This window comes from Nonomuraea sp. NPDC000554 (genome assembly GCF_040300065.1).
GTDB lineage: Bacteria > Actinomycetota > Actinomycetes > Streptosporangiales > Streptosporangiaceae > Nonomuraea.
On the sequence record NZ_JBEPDC010000037.1, the window covers coordinates 30918 to 49354 of the forward strand.

The following is an 18437-nucleotide window of genomic DNA, read 5'->3' on the forward strand; positions in this document are numbered from 1 at the left end:
GGGTCACGGCCTGTGAAGGTGTCGACAAGGCGCAGAGCGCTGATGACCAACGGAGCGCTAGGGGCGCTCCTGCTGGGCGGTGCCGCGTTCGCGTACGCCCAGCTCGGCACGGGACAGGCGGCAGGCGAGACGAGCGTGCGCACGGTGACCGCGTCCCGCGCCTCCGTGGTGGCCGCGGTGTCGGCCTCGGGAGCGGTCGCGAGCTCCAGGAGCAGGTCGCTCGCGTTCGGGACGAACGGCACGGTCGAGCGCGTCTACGTCAAGGCGGGCGACAAGGTCAGCAAGGGCGACATCCTCGCCAGGCTCGACGACGACGCCGCCCAGGACGGCCTCTCGGCCGCCAAGGCCACGTACCAGACCGCCGTGGACGACGGGACCTCGACCGCCCAGCTGTACGCGAGCTACGTCAAGGCCCGCAACGCCTACAGGGAGGCCGAACGGGCGGTGGCGGCCACCGTGCTGAAGGCCCCGTTCAGCGGGACGGTCACGGCGGTGAACGGCGCGGTCGGCGGCTCCTCCTCGGGCGGCTCGGCGGCGCAGTCCCAGTCGAGCCAGTCCGGCCAGTCGAACCAGTCCGGCCAGCCGGCCTCCCAGGGCGGCTCGGGCTTCGTCGAGCTGGCCGACACGAAGAAGCTCCAGCTCGTCGGCTCCTTCACCGAGGCGGACGTCTCCCAGCTCAAGGTCGGCCAGCAGGCCACCGTCACCTTCGACGCGCTGCCGGGCGTCACCGCGACCGGCAAGGTCACCCAGATCGATCCGGTCGCCGCCACCACCGACAACGTCGTCCAGTACCCGGTCACGGTGTCCTTCACCAAGGTCCCCGGCCAGGTGCGGCTCGGGCAGACCGCCACCGTCGAGGTCGTGGCCGACCGGGCCGAGAACGTCGTCGCCGTCCCGTCCACCGCGATCTCGACCAGCGGCGGGCAGAGCACGGTCACGATCCTCAGGAACGGGCAGCAGAGCAGGACACCGGTCGTGCTCGGCGTGCGGGGCACGACGCTCACCGAGATCAAGTCCGGCGTGTCGGAAGGCGACCAGCTCGTCCCGCCCATCACCGGCACCACCGGCGGCAACCTGCGCCAGGGCGGTTTCGGCGGCGGCTTCCCCGGTGGCGGTCCGGGCGGCGTGCCAGGAGGCGGCCGATGACGGCTCCCGTCCTGCGCGTGCAGGACCTCGTCAAGGAGTACGGCGAGGGCGACGCCAAGGTCCGCGCGCTGCGCGGCGTCAGCCTGGACGTCGAGCGCGGCGACTACGTCGCCATCATGGGCGCCTCCGGGTCGGGCAAGTCCACGCTGATGAACATCCTCGGCTGCCTGGACGTCCCGACCTCCGGCCGCTACCTGATCGACGGCGCCGACGTGGGGCGGCTCGACGAGCACCAGCTCGCCGTGCTGCGCAACCGCAGGGTCGGCTTCGTCTTCCAGTCGTTCAACCTGATCCCGCGCATGAGCGCGCTGGCCAACGTCGAGCTGCCGCTCGTCTACGGCGGGGTCGGCCAGGCCGAGCGGCGCTCGCGGGCGCTGGCCGCGCTGGAGCAGGTCGGCCTGGCCGATCGGATCCACCACGAGCCCAACCAGCTCTCCGGCGGCCAGCAGCAGCGCGTGGCCGTCGCCAGGGCCCTGGTCACCGCCCCCGCGCTGCTGCTGGCGGACGAGCCCACCGGAAACCTCGACACCGCCTCCACCCGTGACGTGCTGGAGATCCTGGACCGGCTCAGCCAGTCGGGCCGCACGATCGTGCTCATCACCCACGAGAACGACGTGTCCGCGCACGCCAAGCGGGTGATCAGGCTGGTCGACGGCGAGATCGTGGAGGACGTCCGCCAGGCCCCGGTCGACGGTCCGCCGCCGCGGCTGGTGGAGGCGGCCCGATGAACCAGCTCGAGATCCTGCGCTTCGCGCTGCGCGGGCTGCTGGCCAACAAGCTGCGCAGCGCGCTGACCACGCTCGGCATCCTCATCGGGGTCGCCGCGGTCATCATGCTCGTCGCCGTCGGTGAGGGCTCCTCGCAGAGCATCCAGAAGAACATCCAGCGGCTCGGCGCGAACACGCTGACGATCTCCCCGTCCTTCTCCGGAGGCGGCGGAGGCGGCGGAGGTGGAGGCAGGGGCGGCGGCTTCCAGGGGCAGAACACCGGGCCGCGCACCCAGGCCAGGCAGCTCAGCCTGGCCGACGCCAAGGCGCTGACCGACAGGACCCTGGCCCCGTCCGTCAGGACGGTCTCGCCGGTGGTGTCCGCGAACGCGTCCGCCGCCGCGTACGGGGGGGCCAGCCACACGATCTCCCAGCTCGTCGGCACCTACCCCAGCTACTTCGAGGCCACCAACAAGCCCGTCGCCAAGGGCACCTACTTCTTCAACGACGACGTGCTGGCCGCCAGGAAGGTTGTGGTCCTCGGTCAGACCGTGGTCGAGGAGCTGTTCGGCTCGGTCGACCCGGTCGGCAAGCAGGTCAGCATCTCCGGCGTGCCCTTCACGGTCGTCGGCGTGCTCAAGGAGACCGGCTCGACCGGCGGCCAGGACGCCGACGACGTGGCCGTCGCGCCGCTGCCCGCCGTGCAGCAGAGCCTGACCGGGTTCGGGACGCTCAACTCGATCGTCGTCCAGGCGACCGGGGCGGAGGCCACCCAGGCGGCGCAGTCCGAGGTCACGGCCATCCTCAACCAGCGGCACGGCATCACGGGCGACAACCCCGACTACCGGCTGCTGAACCAGGCCACCCTCCAGGAGACGGTGAGCCAGGCGACCGGCACGTTCACCGTGCTGCTCGGCGCCGTCGCCGCCATCTCCCTGCTGGTCGGCGGCATCGGCATCACCAACATCATGCTGGTGACCGTCACCGAGCGGACCCGCGAGATCGGCATCCGCAAGGCCATCGGCGCGCCCCGGAGCGCCATCCTGGGCCAGTTCCTGCTGGAGGCGACGCTGCTGAGCCTGGTGGGAGGGCTGTCAGGGGTGCTGGTGGCGTTCGCGGGCACCCGGGTCACCGTCGCCGGCATCCAGCCGGTGCTCGTGCCGTCGTCGGTCGTGCTGGCGCTCGGCGTCTCGGTGGGCATCGGCCTGTTCTTCGGCGGCTATCCCGCCAACCGGGCCGCGAAACTCCGGCCCATCCAGGCCCTGCGCCACGAGTGACGCACCCAAAGGAGACAACACATGGCCAAGCTTGACGCCTCGCCGTACCCCGACGACCTGCAGGCCGAGCTGGCAGTCCAGCCTCGGCGGCAGACCTCCAGGCTGACGCTCGCGCTGGCGGCGGGCGTCGTCCTGGTGGCGGGCATCCTGATCGGCATCCAGGCGCACAAGTCGCTGGGCGGCGACGCCGGGCCGGCCGCGGCGGCCGGAGACAGGCAGCAGAGCCCCGGCCAGATGCGGGGCTACGGACGGCAGGGCGGCAGCGGGCAGCCGCCCGGCTACGGCGGCCCCGGCGGCCAGCCCGGATTCGGCCAGCGTCAGGGCGGCGGTACGGTCGGCACCGTGGAGAAGGTCGAGGACGGCAAGGTCTACCTGAAGACCATGGACGGCGCCACCGTCACCGTCACCACGACCGGCCAGACCACGGTCCAGGTCGCCAAGCCCGGCAAGGTGTCCGACCTGCGCAGCGGCAGCACCGTCGTGGTGCGCGGCGAGCAGGCGGGCGACGGCACGGTCTCGGCCGCCTCGATCACCCAGGGAGGCGTCGGCCGATGACCGAGCCCGAGGCCAGGCTGCTGGTGGTCGACGACGAACCCAACATCAGGGAGCTGTTCTCGGCCAGCCTGCGGATGGCCGGGTTCGAGGTGCTGACCGCCGCCGACGGCATGGAGGCACTCAGGGTGGCCGAGCAGAGCACGCCTGACCTGGTGATGCTCGACGTGATGCTGCCCGACCTGGACGGCCTGGCGGTCGCGGGCAGGCTGCGGTCCCGCGGCCGCCGGGTCCCGGTGCTGTTCGTCACCGCCAAGGACACCCCGGAGGACCGGATCGCCGGCCTCGGGCTCGGCGAGGACTACGTGACCAAGCCGTTCAGCCTGGAGGAGGTCATCGCCAGGATCCGGGCGGTGCTGCGCAGGACCCGGCGGGGCGTGCCGCCGCCGAACCGGCTGCAGGTGGCCGACCTGGAACTGGACGAGGAGACCCACGAGGCGTGGCGCGACGGCGTCCCGGTGAGACTGTCGCCCACCGAGTTCAGGCTGCTGCAGTACTTCATGCTCAACGCCGGCAGGGTGCTGTCGAAGACGCAGATCCTCGACCACGTCTGGAACGGCGACTGGCGCACCGACGTCGGCCTGGTCGAGTCGTACGTGTCGTACCTGCGCCGCAAGGTCGACACGGGTGAGTCCAGGTACCTGCACACGCTGCGCGGGGTCGGCTACATCCTGCGCCCGCCGCGCGAATGAGGAAGCACCTCGCCCGCACCCCGCTCTGGCTGCGGCTGGTCTCGGTGACGCTGCTGCTGGTCACCCTGGCCATCACGGTGACCGGGCTGTTCGCGGTCCGGCTGCTGCGCGGCTACCTGGTGGAGCGGGTCGACAACCAGCTGCGCGCGGCCAGCGTGCCGCGACCGGGCCCGCCGCCGCCCGACCCGCCGCCCAGCGGCCGTCCGCAGCGCCTCCTCGGCCTGTTCCACCAGGTCCTCGTCGACTCCGACGGCACGGTGATCAGGACGTTCGCCGAGTCGACGGAGGAGCACACGCCGAACCTGCCCCGGCTCACCACCGCCGACGTGGCCGCCCGCGGCGGGCGGCCCTTCACCGTGGACTCGCGCGGCTCCGGCGGCCCCGCGTGGCGGGTGGTCGCCGCGCCGTGGCGCGACGGCCGGAGCAGGGTGATCGCGATCAATCTGGGGGACGTGGACGCGACCGTCTCCCAGCTCCTGCTGATCGTGGCGGTCGCCGGCGGAGGCACGCTGGTCGTCCTCGGCAGCGCCTGCTACTGGCTGGTTCGGCGCAGCCTGCGCCCCCTCGGCGAGATCGCCCAGACCGCCCGCCACATCGCCGACGGCGACCTGTCACGGCGCGTGCCGCTCTGGGCGGGCACCACCGAGGTCGGCAAGCTCGGCAGGGCGCTCAACGGCATGCTCGGCCGCATCGAGGTCGCCGTCAGGGAGCGGGAGGCGGCGGCCGAGTCGGCCCGCCAGTCCGCCGTCGCCGCACGGCGCTCGGAGGAGCTGATGCGCCGGTTCATGGCCGACGCCTCGCACGAGCTGCGCACCCCGCTCACCTCCATCAGGGGCTTCGCCGAGCTGTACCGGCTGGGGGAGGAGCGGGACCTGGACGAGGCCGTCAGGCTGCTGCACCGCATCGAGGGGCAGGCGGCGCGGATGGGGCTGCTCGTCGAGGACATGCTGCTGCTGGCCAGGCTGGACCAGCGTCGCGCCCTCGACCTGCGTCCCGTGGACCTGCTCAGCCTCGCGGCGACCGCCGTGATCGACGCCCAGACGCTCGCCCCCGACCGGAGGATCGAGCTGGTGCGGCTGCACGGAGGCGAGGGGCCGGTGGTCGTGACAGGCGACGAGTCGCGGCTCGGGCAGGTGGTCGGCAACCTGGTGAGCAACGCGCTCACCCACACGCCGTCCGGGACGGCGTTCCACCTCGGGGTCGGCGTGACCGGCGGGCGGGCCGTCCTGGAGGTCGCCGACGAGGGACCCGGGCTCTCGCCGGAGGTGGCGGAGCGGGTGTTCGAGCGGTTCTACCGGGCCGACCCCGCGCGCAGCCCCGGCGGGTCCGGGCTGGGCCTGTCGATCGCCGCCACGCTGGTGGAGGCGCATGGCGGGACGATCTCCGCCACCGGCGAACCGGGCAAGGGCGCGATCTTCCGCGTCACTATCCCTCTCGCACCCACCTGAACGGGCCCGCCACCTGAAGACGCCTCACGCCTTTAGACGCCCCACGCCTGAAGACGTCCGCCACCTGAAGTCGTTTGCCACCGCCTGAAAGGGGCTCGCGTTCTTGGGGCGGGGTCAGCCGAACGTGTAGCCGTACAGGCCGGGGCCGCTGCCGAGCCGGCGGATCCGGTCCGGGCGCAGGCCGGGGGAGGTGCCGGGCTTGCGCAATCCGGGCACGTACTGCACCAGGCCCTGGTCCGGGGCGGCCACGACCAGCCCGTACAGCGGCGGCTGCTTGGAGAGCCCGCGGTAGCGGCCGCCCAGCGCCGGGATCGCGGCCATGGACGCGCCGAAGTCACGGCCCTTGCCCTTGATCAGCAGATCGCCGTGCCGGGTGAGCCCGCCCGCCCTGGTCCCCGCCAGCACCTGGACGGCCCGCTCGCCGGGCACGCCGACGGCCAGCTCGTCGTCGCCGTCGCCGTTGAAGTCGCCGGCGGCCAGTGACGCGCCGAACCGGTCGTAGTAGCGCGGCTCGCCCTTGAGCGTCCGCTGCGACCACGCCTCGCTGCCGGACGCGCCGAGCCCGCCGCGCGTGCCGTACAGGACGTCCACGGTGCCGTCGCCGTAGTCCATCGCCCGCTGGTTCTCGCTCAGCCCCTCGCCGGGCACGCCGATGGCCAGGTCGGCGCGCCCGTCGCCGTTGAAGTCACCGGACGCCAGGGACGAGCCGAACGCGTCCCACTTCTCCGAGGCGCCCTTGATGCCCGGGGTGCTCTGCGTGAGGAGCCGCGCGCGCCTGCGCACCGGGTCGAGGACGGTGACGGAGCCCTGGCCGTCCTGGGTGACGCTGTCGGCGGGCGCGCCGACGGCCAGCTCGTCGCGGCCGTCGCCGTCGAAGTCGCCGGTCGCGAGCGCCGCCCCCCACTGGTCGGTCACGCTCGCCGTCTGCCGCACCCACGACGTCTTCTGGGTGATCTGGTAAGGCTTGCGGCCCTTCATCCAGTAGATGATGACGCCGCCGCCCGTGCCCCGTCCTGGCGCGCCCACGACGAGCTCGTCCCGCCCGTCGCCGTCGAGGTCGCCCGCCGCCAGCGCGGCGCCGAACCTGTCGCTGGACGGCTTGTCCAGCGCGAGCCGCCTCCCGGGGCGCAGCCCCTCGGCCGAGCCGTTGAACAGCTCGACGACCCCGTTCCCGTCGCCGCCCGGCACCCGCTCGCCGGTGAACTCCTCCGACACGCCCACGGCCAGGTCCGAGCAGCCGTCGCCGTCGAAGTCGCCCACGGCCAGCGCCGACCCGAACGAGTCGCCGGGCTCGGCGTCGCGCTGGGTGAGCTTCACCGTCCGTCCGTCGCCGTAGACGATGCTCACGGAGCCGGCCCGCTTGTTGTCGTACGGAGCGGCCACGGCGAGGTCGGGACGGCCGTCGCCGTCGAAGTCGGAGGGGAGGCCGCCACACGTCCTGGCGGGGCTGTGGGCCGTACCGGAAGCCAGGGGGAGGACCAGGCAGGCGGCGAGCAGTACGTTCATACCTGTAGGTATCGCCGCTGTCCCCGAACCCGGCCTTAACTCCATGGGAACGTGCCAGGATGGACGGGTGCACATCGACCTCGCGGACCTGAATTTCTGGCGCAAACCCCTCAAGGAACGCTACGAGGCATTCGCCCAGCTCAGGCAGGTCGAGCATCCGGTGTTCTTCCCCGAGAAGAAGGTGCCGCTCCTCCGCTCGGGCAAGGGTTTCTACGCCCTCGTGCGGCACGCGGACGTGGTCGAGGCCAGCCGCAACGCCAAGATCTTCTCCAGCGAGCCCGCCGTCACCAACCCCGAGCCGCCCGGGTGGGTCAAGCAGGTGTTCGGCGAGTCGATGGTGAACATGGACGACCCCCGCCACGCCCGCCTGCGCCGGATCGTCACCCGCTCGTTCAGCCCCCGCATGCTCGCGGGCCTGCAGAGCGACATCGAGGCGGCCTGCGCGCGCATCGTCGACGACGTGGTCGGCGACGGCCCGCGCGACTTCGTCTCGCAGGTGGCCGCCAGGCTCCCCATTCACGTCATCTGCGACATGATGGGCATCCCCGACGAACTGCGGGCGAAGGTCCACGAACACGTCGACATCTCCACCGCCTACACCGGCGTCCGTCCGAGTCTGGCCCGCAGCGTCCAGATGGCCGGGCAGAACATGCTCGCCCTGCTCGCCCTGCAACGCATGGTCATCAAGCTCGGCCACGAGCGCGTAGCGGAACCTCGGGGTGACCTGGTGTCGCTGCTGGTCAACGCCAACCCCGACGGCGAGAAGCTCACCGACCGCGAGCTGGGCTCGTTCTTCGCGCTGCTGCTGGTCGCGGGCAACGAGACCGCCCGCAACACCATGGCCCACGGCATCAAGCTACTCACCGACAACCCGGCCCAGCGAGAGCTGCTGATGAGCGACTTCGACGCGCACATCAACGGCGCCATCGAGGAGATGGTCCGGTTCGTCTCGCCCATCATGCAGTTCCGCCGCACCGTCACCGCCGACTACTCGCTGCGCGGCCTCGACCTGAAGAAGGGCGACAAGGTCGTCCTGTTCTACGGCTCGGCCAACCGCGACGAGTCGGTCTTCCCCGACCCCGACAGCTTCGACATCACCCGCGACACCAAGCCGCACGTCGGCTTCGGCGGCCCCGGCCCGCACTTCTGCCTCGGCGCCAACCTGGCCAGGCAGGAGATGCGGACGATGTTCCGCGAACTGCTGACCCGCCTGCCGGGCATCCGCTCGCTCGGGGAGCCCGAACTGCTGCTGTCGAACTTCGACAACAGCGTCCGCAGTCAGCAGTTCACGTTCTGAGGGCTGTCAGGTCTCGCTGGTTCCGGCCTTCGTGAGCTGCGGATCCAGGACGTTCGTCCGGATCGTGAAGAAGGTGATCAGCGCCGAGACGCCCATCATGACCGCGCTGATCAGCATCGCGCGCGTGAAGCCCGCGTCGAACACCTGCGGCTTCTCGAACGCGTCGCCGACCAGCCCGACCAGCGGCGGCACCGCGGCCACCGCCAGCAGGCTGCCCGTGCGGGCCACCGCGTTGTTGACACCGCTCGCCGTACCGGCGTAACGCTCGTCCGCGGTGGCCAGCACGGTCGCCGTCAGCGGCGCGACCGCCGCCGACAGGCCGAGCCCGAACACCGTGACCGCCGGGAGGACCTGGAGCACGTAGGACGCGCCCGGCCCGATCGTGCTCATCAACAGGAAGCCGAGCCCGGCCACGAGGATGCCGATCGTCATCGGCCAGCGCGGGCCGATCCGCTTGGAGACCTCGCCCGCTCGCGCCGACAGCAGCAGCATCAGGATCGTCGTCGGCAGCAGCGCCAGGCCGGCGGCGATGGGCCCGAACCCCGACACCACCTGGAGCTGCACGACCAGCAGGAAGAACACCACGCCCATCGCCGCGTACATGATCAGCGTGACCACGTTCACGGCCGTGAACACCCGGTCGCGGAAGAGGCCGAGCGGCACGAGGGCGTCCGGCGAGCGGTGCCTCTCGACCCAGACGAACGCCACCGCCAGCACCACGCCGGCGATCAGCGGCACGCCCACGCCCTTCTCGATGAGGCCGTAGGTGATCCCGGCCAGCGCGAGCGCGGCCAGCACCGAGCCGAGGACGTCGAAGCGGCCCACCGCCTGCTCGTCCCTGCTCTCCGGGACGTGCTTGATCGTGACGAGCACGACCATCGCGGCGAACGGCAGGTTGAGCAGGAACGCCCACCGCCAGCCCGCCGTCTCCACCAGCCAGCCGCCGAGCAGCGGGCCGAGCGCGCTCGCCACACCGCCCAGCCCCGACCAGGCGCCCACCGCGCGCGGCCGGTCGTCCCTGACGAACGACGCCTGGATGATCGCCAGCGAGCCGGGCGTGAGCAGTGCGCCGCCGACGCCCTGCAGCGCGCGGGCGGCGATGAGGAACTCGATGTTCGGCGCAAGGCCGCACAGCGCGGACGCGAGCGCGAACCAGATCGTCCCGATGAGGAAGACCTTGCGGCGGCTGTAGCGGTCGCCGAGGGAGCCGCCCAGCAGGATCAGCCCGGCCAGCGTGAGCGTGTACGCGTTGATCGTCCACTGGAGCCCGGCCATGTCGGCCTTGAGCTCCCTGCCGAGAAAGGGGAGAGCGACGTTGACTACCGTGCTGTCGAGCATGGCCAGACCCGAGCCGAGCACGGTCGCCGCCAGGATCCACCGCCCCTGAGGGGATTTGAGCGCGATGTGGCCGTTGTCCATACGGCTCATGGTCTCAGCCGGAACCCAGTGCTCTGAGCACGAACCCCGAGACCAGCTCGCCCGCGTCCTCCACCGACACGGCGCCGCTGATCAGCGGGACCCGCTCGGCGCCGATGACCGCGAGGATCATCCGTGCCGTGGAGGCGACGTCGGGAACCTGGAAGTCGCCCGCCTCGCTGCCGCTGTCGAGGATGTCCACCAGGATCCGCTGCATCGGCGCCACGTGCTCGGCCAGCTGCTGGTAGGCGTCGGGGCCCAGCGCGGCGCTCAGGTCGGCCGCGCCCGGGTGCGGGTGCGCCAGCAGGCCGCTCAACTGCAGCCGGACGAACGCGCGCAGGCGGTCGGCGGGGGAGGCGCCGGCGGGCAGCTCCCGCTCGTAGCTCTCGATGAAGTAGTGGGTGACCTGCTCGGTGAAGGCGAGCAGGAGGGCCGCCTTGTCCGGGTAGTAGTTGTACAGGACGGTCCGGGTGATGCCCGCCTCGTTGGCCACGTCCGTCATGGAGATCCCGTCGATGCCCTGCACCCTCGACAGGCGGGAGACCGCCTGGAGGATACGCTCGCGCGTCTGTGCACGGTGCTCACCGATGGTGGCGGCGGAGATCCGGGGCATATGCCCATGGTAGGGCGAAAGCCATGCTCGTCGGTGAAGCCGGCGACACAATGCCTTGGACGCCCGCCGTACGTGCTGAGGGCGCGCCCTTTGCCGCGTCGGCGGCCCAGCCGGTGTACGCCGACCACGGCTCCACATGGAGTGCCGAGGGCGCCGGCCGGGTGTCAGGCGGCGGCTTTGACGACGTGCAGGAGTTCGGCGAGCACCTCGGTGTTGAGCTGGTAGGCGAGCCTGACCTCGCGGATGATCCGCTGCCGTTCCCTGTCATCCAGGTTCAGCGCGTCGAGCCGGGCGCGGTACTCGTTCTTGAACCTCGGCAGGCTGCCGACCTGGTCGAACACGTAGAAGTCGACGCCGCCGCCCTTGGCGTAGCCGTAGATCTTCTGCAGCTCCATCCGGATGAACTGGCCGCCCGACAGGTCGCCCATGTACCGGGTGTAGTGGTGCGCGATGTACCCGCCAGGCCAGTCGGCCACCTGCTCGATCCGCGCGACCAGCGTCCGCGTGGCCTTGGACGGCCCGATCCGCTCCCGCCACCCCGCACCGAAGATCGTCCGCAGGTCCCGTTCGAGCGCGTCCTCGCGGTAGAGTTCGGGAAACACGAACCGCCCGGCGACCGGATGGCTCTCCAGAGCCCTGGCGGCCCTGTCGAGGGCGACGTAGGCGAAATAGTGCTGGGCGACCATCTCGCCGTACTCCAGCTCGGTCAACCGCCCGCCCATCAGCTCCTTGAGGTAGCTCTCATCCTCCGCCGACTGATGGTCGCTCCAGGTGGCGGACTTCAAGGTGTCAGAGAACGACGTCACGGTACTTCCCAACGTACGCAGGCTGTTTCATGACACAGTGTCACAAACCTTGGGCTCCTGCGTCAAGCTGATGGCGACACCATGTCATTAAACCTTCCCCCGGCTCGACCTGCGCACACTCGCCCCTGATGGGTCCGCTGCCGGAGGTTCAGCCCTCCTCGTCGCGTCCCGCGCCCCGGAAGCTCGACTCCGCGGCGGCGATCCTGCGCTTCACCGGCGGCAGGTGGTCCATGACGCGCATCGCGGTCCGCATGCCGGCGCGGGCCAGCGAACCGCCCAGGCCGCCCTTGTGCATGATCGAGTGCCCGTCCATCTGCGCGCGTGACTTGATGACCGCGTCCCAGGCGTATCCGGTCATCGTGGTCTCATACCGGTGCACCGCGTCGAGCAGCGGTGCCTCGCCCCTGGCCGCCTGGACGAGCAGGCGGGTCAGCAGCCGCGCGTCACGCAACGCGGTGTTGGCGCCGACGCCCCGGCCAGGGGTCATCGTGTGGATGGCGTCGCCGATGAGGCTGACGTTCGTCGTCGGCCACGGGTCGATCGGCTCGGACGTCCGGATCGCCAGCGGGAAGCTGCTGGACGGATCGCCCAGCGCGAAGATCCTGCGCAGGTCCGGATGCCAGTTCCGGGTCAGGTCGAGCACCACCTGCTGGACCTCCTGGCCGCGCATCCGGAGCACCGACTCCGGCAGCCAGGTGTCGGCGGCGGCGAAACCCCACATGATGTAGTCGCGGCTGTTGTCGTACAGCAGGCCCGGCCAGTTGCGGATGGCGTCGGCGTCCGTGCCGCCGATGCCGTCCTTGAGCTCACCCCTGGTGTCCCACTTGAACTGCATCACGTGGAAGATGCACATGGAGCCCTTGTCGCCGTGCACCATGCTGACGCCTTCGATCATGCGCTGCGGCAGCAGCCCGCGGGTCTCGTCGGTCAGCGGCGTCTTGCCGGTGATGCCGACGAGCCCGGTGTCGACGAGCCTGGCGTGCGGCAGGTACTGCCCGCGCACCCTGGAGTTCGCGCCGTCGGCGCCGATCAGCAGGTCCCCGGTGGCGGACGTGCCATCGGCGAAGTACGCGGTCACCGTGCCGTCGGCGTGCTGCTCGTAGTGGGAGAACGTCTTGTCGAAGGTGACGACGTCCTCGACGCCGGTCAGCAGCACCTGGCGCAGGGTCATCCGGCTGACCGACTCGTCCAGCTCGTCCTCGGACGGCCGGTCCTCCTCGCTGAGCAGCTCGGGCCCGGCGGAGAAGAGGACCTTCTTGTCCTTGGTCATCTGGTTGCCGTAGCGGGGCCGCTGCGCGCACGTCGCGACGAAGGTCTCGTAGAGCTCCGGCGACAGGTTCGCCTTGAGGGCGCGCTTGCCGTCCGCGTCGATGCCGACCCGGTAGCCCTGCAGGCCGTCGCGCCAGGTGCGGTCGCGTTCGTACACCGCGACGCTGACACCGGCCCGCTTGAGGCCCTGCGCCAGGCACAGGCCGCCGGTTCCGGCGCCGATGATGAGCACGTGGAAGGGGGAGGTAGGCATGCTGGCCCTTTCGGTCTATTTCGGCATTCGCTAGTGCGCGGCGTCCTGGCCGTGTTCCTCGTCGGCTCCTCCGGGTGGCTGCTGGGATGCCATCGCGGCCAGCCACTCGGCGCTCCACGTGACGCTTCCGGCCCGGAGGTCGCCGACGAGTGACTCGACCCACCCCAGCTCCGCGGCGGTGGTCGCCCGCAGGTACTCCATCTCGAGGGTGAACAGGCGCGCCCACTGCGCCGACTCGGCGAGGACCGTCTCGACGCGTTCGAGCTCGCTGACGAGCTTCACCCGTCGCTTCTCCAGCTGTTCGAGCACCTCCGCGGGCTCGAGCAGCGGGATGAACGCGATCGCGGCCGGGAACTCCGGATAGTGGCGGGTCGGCGTGGACAGCGCGTCGAGCATCCATGTCCGCCAGGTCCGGCGGCCTTCGTCGGTGAGCGCGAACAAGGTCCGTTCGGGACGGTTGTCTTGGCGTTCGCTCTCCAGCACCCTGACCAGCCCGGCCTTGTGGAGCCGGTCGATGGTGCGGTAGAGGCTCGCGCGCTGCCCGACGTTGACCACTTCGTCCTTGCCGCGCTCCTTGATGAGCTGCTGCATCTTGTACGGGTGCATGGCCGCCTGCCCTTTCAGCTCGGCCTCTCCGAGCATGGACAGCACAGCCAGTGCCAACGTTGAAGGTCGACTCATAGTTGCCATGCTACTAGTCTCCTGGCGACTATTGCACACCCTTTCGACTGCGTCCCTCGGCCGCGTCACTTGACCACGGCGGGCTCCAACTGCGGCGGCCGACCGTAGCGCCCCCCGACCGCGCCCGCGGCCGAGCCCCCGGGCCGAGCCCCCGGGCCGAGCCCTCCGGCCGCGGCGGCCCCGGTCGCAGCGGTTGCCGGGCACCGGCGGAGATCTTGGCCGGTCCGGCCTCCACGCCCACGGTGATCGCGCTGAAAGGTGGACGTTCTCGCCGTGCTCCGGGGAGATGGGCGCGGACCGTCGGCCCTCGCGCGGGGGTACCTGCCGGATTGCCCTGCCTAAAAGGGATATGTAGTATCCCGGTTGTGAATATGGGTGAGGGAGTCGAGTGGGGTCTGCACTGCTGCGTGACGCTCGCCTGGCTCACGGACGAGGGGCCGGTGTCGATTCGCAAACTCGCCGCCTGGTTCGACCTGCCGCAGGAGTACCTGAAGAAGCGCCTACAGGCGCTCGCCAAGGCCGGGATCCTGACCTCGACACCAGGTGTCCGTGGCGGCTTCGCTCTGGCGCGGCCGCCGGAGCGGATCACCCTGATGGACGTCGTCGTCGCCCTGGAAGGGGCCGACGAAGCGTTCCGCTGCGCCGAGATCCGGCAGCGCGGCGCGGGGGCGGTAGGCGCCGAAGGAGAGTTCGGCCGCCCCTGCGGAATCGCCGCCGCGATGCGCCGTGCCGAGCTGGCCTGGCGGCGCGAACTGGCCGCCCAGACCATAGCCGACCTGATGGCTCACGCCCCAGCGGGGGCCGAGCGCACCCGCCGAAACTACGCCCGCATGGGCGGCTGACCCCGAACCACCCGCACGGAGCGACGTTCGTAGAGCCTGCTCACCTCGACAGCCCCGCCCGGAACCACGTTCGTACGGGCCTCTCACCCGGAACTGCCCACGCGGGATGCGTTCCTACGAGGCTCACCCCGCACCACCCACGCGGAACCGCGCTCGAACGAGCGGCTCACTCCGAAACGCCCGCCCGCGTGGAACGACGTCCATACGGGCGGCAGGTCCCGAACCAACCGTGCGGAACGACGTTCGTACGGGCGGCCGGCCCGCACACGACGCGCGTGTAGAGGGCCACACCGCCTGCGCACACGCCCCGAGCCGGTGCCGCCGAGAGCCGCCGAATCCGGGCGCCCAGCAGCGACTACGAAAGGAACCGGGATGGCGAATATCCCGATTGAACGAAGAACAGCCGTGCCAGCGCCCCCCGCTCCGCGCGGGCTCGGTGCGACGTTGGTCCTGGCGCTCGGCACCTTCGCCGTCGGCACCGACGCGTACGTGGTGGCCGGGTTCCTGCCGGACATGGCCCGCTCCCTGGACGTGTCCGAGGGCGCGGCCGGGCAGTCCGCGGCCGTCTTCGCCATCACCTACGCCGTGCTCTCTCCCGTCCTGGCCACCCTCGCCGCCAGGGTCCCGCGCCGCGCCCTGCTGGTGTGCGCGCTGGTGGTGCTCGCGCTGGCCAACCTCGGCTCGGCGCTGGCTCCCAGCTATCCGCTGTTGATGGTCACCCGTGTTCTGGCCGCGTTCGGCGCCGCCGCCTTCACTCCCAACGCGGGCGCCGTCGCCGCCTCTCTGGTCGCACCCGCGCAGCGGGCTCGCGCGCTGGCCGTGGTCGTCGGCGGACTGACCGTCGCGACCGCGCTGGGGGTGCCGCTGGGCAACCTCGCCGACAAGGTCCTGGACTGGCGTGCCGCGCTCGGGCTGGTTGCGGCGCTGTGCGCGGTCTGCGCGGCTGCCGTGCGCGGCGTCATGCCCGTGCTGCCCGGCAATCCCCGCGTCCCCCTGCGTGATCGTCTCGCCGCGCTGCGTCGACCGGGAGTGGTGGCGGTGCTGCCGCTGACCGTCCTCGGCCTGGCCGCCAGCTACGGGCTGTACGCCTACGCCGTCCCCATCGTGCACGCGCTCGGTGCCGGACCGGCGGCGGAGATGTGGCTGTTGTTCCTGTATGGCGTGGGCGCGGTGGCCGGCAACCTGGTGGCGGGCGCGGCGGCTGACCGGCGCGGGCCCATCCGCGTCCTTGCGGTCGGGTACGCGGCGCTCGCCGTGACCCTGACCGCGTTCGCCTGGACGGCAGGTGCGAACGTCCGCTGGCTGCCGCTGGCCGGGCTGCTGATGGCGGCCTGGGGCGCCGGCACCTGGTTCCAGACCCCGGCCCAGCAGCTGCGGCTGATCTCCGCGGCCCCGCGGGAGACGGCCGTGGTCGTCGGCCTCAACGCCTCGGCGCTCTACCTCGGCATCGCCCTGGGCACTGCTCTCGGTGGCGTCCTGTTGCCTGTCGGCGTCCCGGTGGCGCTGGCGGCCTGCGCGGGGCTGGCCGTGCTCTGCCTCGCCTACCTCGCGATCACCCGCCGGTACCGGTGACGCGCCGCGCGGCCCCCGACGACGGACGCTGCTGGAGCTGGCGCTCGGAAAGGCGGACCGTCCACGGCGCGCCGGTTCGATCACTCCGCGCAGGACAGGCATGGCAGCGAGTGCCCACGCCACCGGCCGATCTCCGTGATCGTGACAATCCACATCCACCGCACCCGGTCTTCAGCGGTTCTCGCACAGTGCGGTGGTGACCACCGCATCGAGGTCCGCGTTGCGGACGCCGTCGATGCGGTACAGGTTCGTCATGACGGTGACCTGCCTGCCGTCGAGGGTGGCCCCGCCGCTGGTTCTGAAGCCGAGCGTGTCACCCGCGTGGCCCCACAGCAGGCCGCCGCAGGGCAGCGGCGTGCTCATCAGCCCCAGGCCGTACGCCGCGCCGCCGGGGCCGTCCAGTGGACGGGTGGTCATCATCTCTTTCAGCTCGGCCGGACGGAGCAGGCGGCCGTGCAGGAGAGCATCGTAGAAGCGGTTCAGGTCCGACGCGCTGGAGATCATCCCGCCTGACGCGCCGGCCACCGAGGGGTTGTGACGGGTGATGTCGAGCAGGCCGTCGCCGGTCTTGAGGTAGCCGCTCGGGTGCGGGCCGGGGATGTCGAGCGCGTCGTCGGGGACGGAGGTGGCGTTCAGTCGCAGGGGGGGCAGGATGCGCCTTCGGATCTCCGTACCGAAGGTGTTGCCGGTCGTCTTCTCGATGATCATTCCGACGATCAGGTAGTTGGTGTTGGAGTAGCTCCAGTCCGTGCCGGGCGGGAACTCCGCCAGCCGTTGCAGGGCCAGTTCGACCAGGTCTGCCGCGTTCCAGTGATCGTAGCGGTGGGCCAGGATGTCGGCGGGATCGAGCAGGGGCAGGTAGTCGGGCAGGCCGCTGGTGTGCTGGAGGAGATGGCGCACAGTGATGTCCGGCCCCACCAGCCCGGGCAGGTAGCGTTCTACGGGCGCGTCCAGCTCGATCCTGCCCTCACCGACGAGCTGGAGTGCGACCGTGGCGACGAACGTCTTGGTCTTGCTGCCGATTCTGAACCTGCTGTTTGTCTGCACGGGACGCTTGGTCTCCACGTCGGCGACGCCGCTGGTGATCACGGTGTCGCCGTGTGCGTCGTGAATCCGCGCCAACGCTCCTGGTACGTCGTTGTCTTCGGTCAGGCGCTGGAGGGCTTGCCGTAACCCTGAGTGGGCACCGGTCGCCGCCGCCGGGCTCGACAGTAGTGAGATCGCTAACATACCGGCCAGTCCCGCGCACATCGCTCGCTTGTACATGGTCAACACACTCCCAGCCGGGTCGCGAGGCGGCACCGTCCGCACGGATGAAGATCGGCTCATCCAGATGGGGGACAGGCCCCTGAGCTGAATCAGGGGCCTGTGCGGGGGTGCGAGCCTGTCCGCCGAGACGTCTGAACATGGCCACGACCGTACGGACACGACCTCGTGGTCCGCGTCAGCGCAGGGTTTGAATGTGGCGGTAGTACCGGAGGATGACTCGGTGCGATCCCTGCCGTCGCGAGGTGGAATTCGGGGCGCGTGCCGAGCCGCCCCGCTGCCGAATATGGTCAGATATCTGAAATATCGGCCGAACCGGACAATCCCGAAAGGGTGCCATCGATCTCGCCGCCATGGCACAGTTCGGATGAACGACAACGGCGCGCGGCCGCGTCCCTTGTCAATTGCATTTATCCCGTGAAGGCCCCAAAAATCGCGACTTGCGGGAGTCTGGCCGCGTCTCCAGGCCGGAGCCGCTCCCCGTTGGATCTCCACGCCCGCCACCTGCGGAAGAGCCGTGCGTGAGGCCGGCCGGCCAGCCGTGCGCGGCCTCGGGTAGCGCATCCGGTGGGACGGGTGGGGCCGCTGTGGCCGAATTGATCTGGCCTTGATTCACGAGTACGTGAGGTGCCGGGGCTTGATGTTATGTACGCTTCGACCAAGCGCCGGCGGCCTCACCTGGCCTTCAGCGTGAACGCGAATCTGATTCGTTTTCACGTTCGGCGCCATCCGGGGAAAACCGACCTATGATCCGGTTTTCATGGGTCTCTCGCGTTCCTGAAACGGGAATCGAGAGGCCCGTTGTGCATTACAGGAAAACTCGCTCGTTGGTGGGGCGAGGGGGTTGGCGACATCCTGTTGCAGCAGGAGTCTCCCCCTCGCCCCGTCGACGCCCCATCACGCAAGCAAACGAGGCTTCGACATGACTCAACACCATTGGCCCATGTTCGTCACCCCGAATGAGCTACCTGATTCGGCAATCGTCACCGGCTACCCAGAGTATCTGCTCGGTCACCCGAGCGTGGTCAGAACGCCCCCTCCTGAGGGTGACGAGGTCACTGACGGCGACGATCCGGCCGAGTAGGCCGCCGGAG

General features: G+C 70.7%; 17 protein-coding genes. 10 read left to right on the forward strand and 7 right to left on the reverse strand.

From position 1 onward, the window contains the following. Positions 1 to 42 precede the first annotated feature (42 nt). The 6 genes from ABT294_RS44320 to ABT294_RS44345 are packed head-to-tail and all read left to right on the forward strand — an operon-like array spanning position 43 to position 5822. Positions 43 to 1146 carry an efflux RND transporter periplasmic adaptor subunit gene (locus ABT294_RS44320; RefSeq protein WP_350812500.1) on the forward strand — a complete coding sequence of 368 codons (1104 nt, stop codon included), beginning with the start codon at positions 43 to 45 and terminating at the stop codon, positions 1144 to 1146. Beyond that, positions 1143 to 1874: an ABC transporter ATP-binding protein gene (locus ABT294_RS44325; RefSeq protein WP_350812501.1), complete on the forward strand. Its 732-nt coding sequence runs from the start codon at positions 1143 to 1145 to the stop codon at positions 1872 to 1874. Before ABT294_RS44320 ends, ABT294_RS44325 begins: the two co-directional genes overlap by 4 nt. Continuing rightward, on the forward strand, positions 1871 to 3130 hold the full coding sequence (locus ABT294_RS44330; RefSeq protein WP_350812502.1) for an ABC transporter permease: 1260 nt from the start codon (positions 1871 to 1873) through the stop codon (positions 3128 to 3130). Before ABT294_RS44325 ends, ABT294_RS44330 begins: the two co-directional genes overlap by 4 nt. A gap of 21 nt (positions 3131 to 3151) precedes the next feature. After that, a complete protein-coding gene (locus ABT294_RS44335) occupies positions 3152 to 3685 on the forward strand; it encodes a hypothetical protein (RefSeq protein ID WP_350812503.1) in 534 nt (177 codons plus the stop codon). Continuing rightward, positions 3682 to 4374, forward strand: coding sequence for a response regulator transcription factor (locus ABT294_RS44340; protein ID WP_350812504.1), 693 nt, complete (start codon positions 3682 to 3684; stop codon positions 4372 to 4374). The genes ABT294_RS44335 and ABT294_RS44340 overlap by 4 nt, the downstream gene beginning before the upstream one ends. Further along, positions 4371 to 5822: a sensor histidine kinase gene (locus ABT294_RS44345; protein ID WP_350812505.1), complete on the forward strand. Its 1452-nt coding sequence runs from the start codon at positions 4371 to 4373 to the stop codon at positions 5820 to 5822. Before ABT294_RS44340 ends, ABT294_RS44345 begins: the two co-directional genes overlap by 4 nt. Before the next feature lie 114 nt (positions 5823 to 5936). On the opposite strand, the gene ABT294_RS44350 is transcribed toward ABT294_RS44345, so the two are convergent. Beyond that, a complete protein-coding gene (locus tag ABT294_RS44350; protein WP_350812506.1) occupies positions 5937 to 7328 on the reverse strand; it encodes an FG-GAP and VCBS repeat-containing protein in 1392 nt (463 codons plus the stop codon). A 67-nt stretch (positions 7329 to 7395) separates the two neighbouring features. Here ABT294_RS44350 and ABT294_RS44355 point away from each other — a divergent pair, with 67 nt between their 5' ends. Further along, entirely contained in the window at positions 7396 to 8625 is a 1230-nt protein-coding gene (locus ABT294_RS44355; RefSeq protein ID WP_350812507.1) for a cytochrome P450, read from the forward strand. A 6-nt stretch (positions 8626 to 8631) separates the two neighbouring features. Here ABT294_RS44355 and ABT294_RS44360 read toward each other — a convergent pair whose 3' ends face one another. The 5 genes from ABT294_RS44360 to ABT294_RS44380 form a co-directional block, all read right to left on the reverse strand. Continuing rightward, positions 8632 to 10044 (reverse strand): MFS transporter, encoded by a 1413-nt coding sequence (locus ABT294_RS44360; RefSeq protein ID WP_350812508.1) that lies wholly within the window; start codon positions 10042 to 10044, stop codon positions 8632 to 8634. A gap of 13 nt (positions 10045 to 10057) precedes the next feature. After that, on the reverse strand, positions 10058 to 10654 hold the full coding sequence (locus tag ABT294_RS44365; RefSeq protein ID WP_350812509.1) for a TetR/AcrR family transcriptional regulator: 597 nt from the start codon (positions 10652 to 10654) through the stop codon (positions 10058 to 10060). A 164-nt stretch (positions 10655 to 10818) separates the two neighbouring features. Next, on the reverse strand, positions 10819 to 11460 hold the full coding sequence (locus tag ABT294_RS44370) for a biliverdin-producing heme oxygenase (protein WP_350812510.1): 642 nt from the start codon (positions 11458 to 11460) through the stop codon (positions 10819 to 10821). Between the two features lie 148 nt (positions 11461 to 11608). Further along, entirely contained in the window at positions 11609 to 12982 is a 1374-nt protein-coding gene (locus tag ABT294_RS44375; RefSeq protein ID WP_350812511.1) for an FAD-dependent oxidoreductase, read from the reverse strand. Between the two features lie 30 nt (positions 12983 to 13012). After that, positions 13013 to 13663 carry a PadR family transcriptional regulator gene (locus ABT294_RS44380; protein ID WP_350812512.1) on the reverse strand — a complete coding sequence of 217 codons (651 nt, stop codon included), beginning with the start codon at positions 13661 to 13663 and terminating at the stop codon, positions 13013 to 13015. Positions 13664 to 14034: 371 nt separating this feature from the next. Here ABT294_RS44380 and ABT294_RS44385 point away from each other — a divergent pair, with 371 nt between their 5' ends. Beyond that, on the forward strand, positions 14035 to 14505 hold the full coding sequence (locus ABT294_RS44385; RefSeq protein WP_350812578.1) for an RrF2 family transcriptional regulator: 471 nt from the start codon (positions 14035 to 14037) through the stop codon (positions 14503 to 14505). A gap of 405 nt (positions 14506 to 14910) precedes the next feature. Next, complete coding sequence (locus tag ABT294_RS44390) at positions 14911 to 16077, forward strand: MFS transporter (RefSeq protein ID WP_350812513.1); 1167 nt, start codon at positions 14911 to 14913, stop codon at positions 16075 to 16077. Between the two features lie 171 nt (positions 16078 to 16248). Here the strand turns inward: ABT294_RS44390 and ABT294_RS44395 are convergent, their stop codons facing one another. Further along, positions 16249 to 17343 carry a serine hydrolase domain-containing protein gene (locus tag ABT294_RS44395; RefSeq protein ID WP_502912221.1) on the reverse strand — a complete coding sequence of 365 codons (1095 nt, stop codon included), beginning with the start codon at positions 17341 to 17343 and terminating at the stop codon, positions 16249 to 16251. 943 nt (positions 17344 to 18286) lie between these two features. On the opposite strand from ABT294_RS44395, the gene ABT294_RS44400 reads away from it, so the two are divergent. Further along, entirely contained in the window at positions 18287 to 18427 is a 141-nt protein-coding gene (locus tag ABT294_RS44400) for a hypothetical protein (RefSeq protein ID WP_350812515.1), read from the forward strand. Positions 18428 to 18437 lie beyond the last annotated feature (10 nt).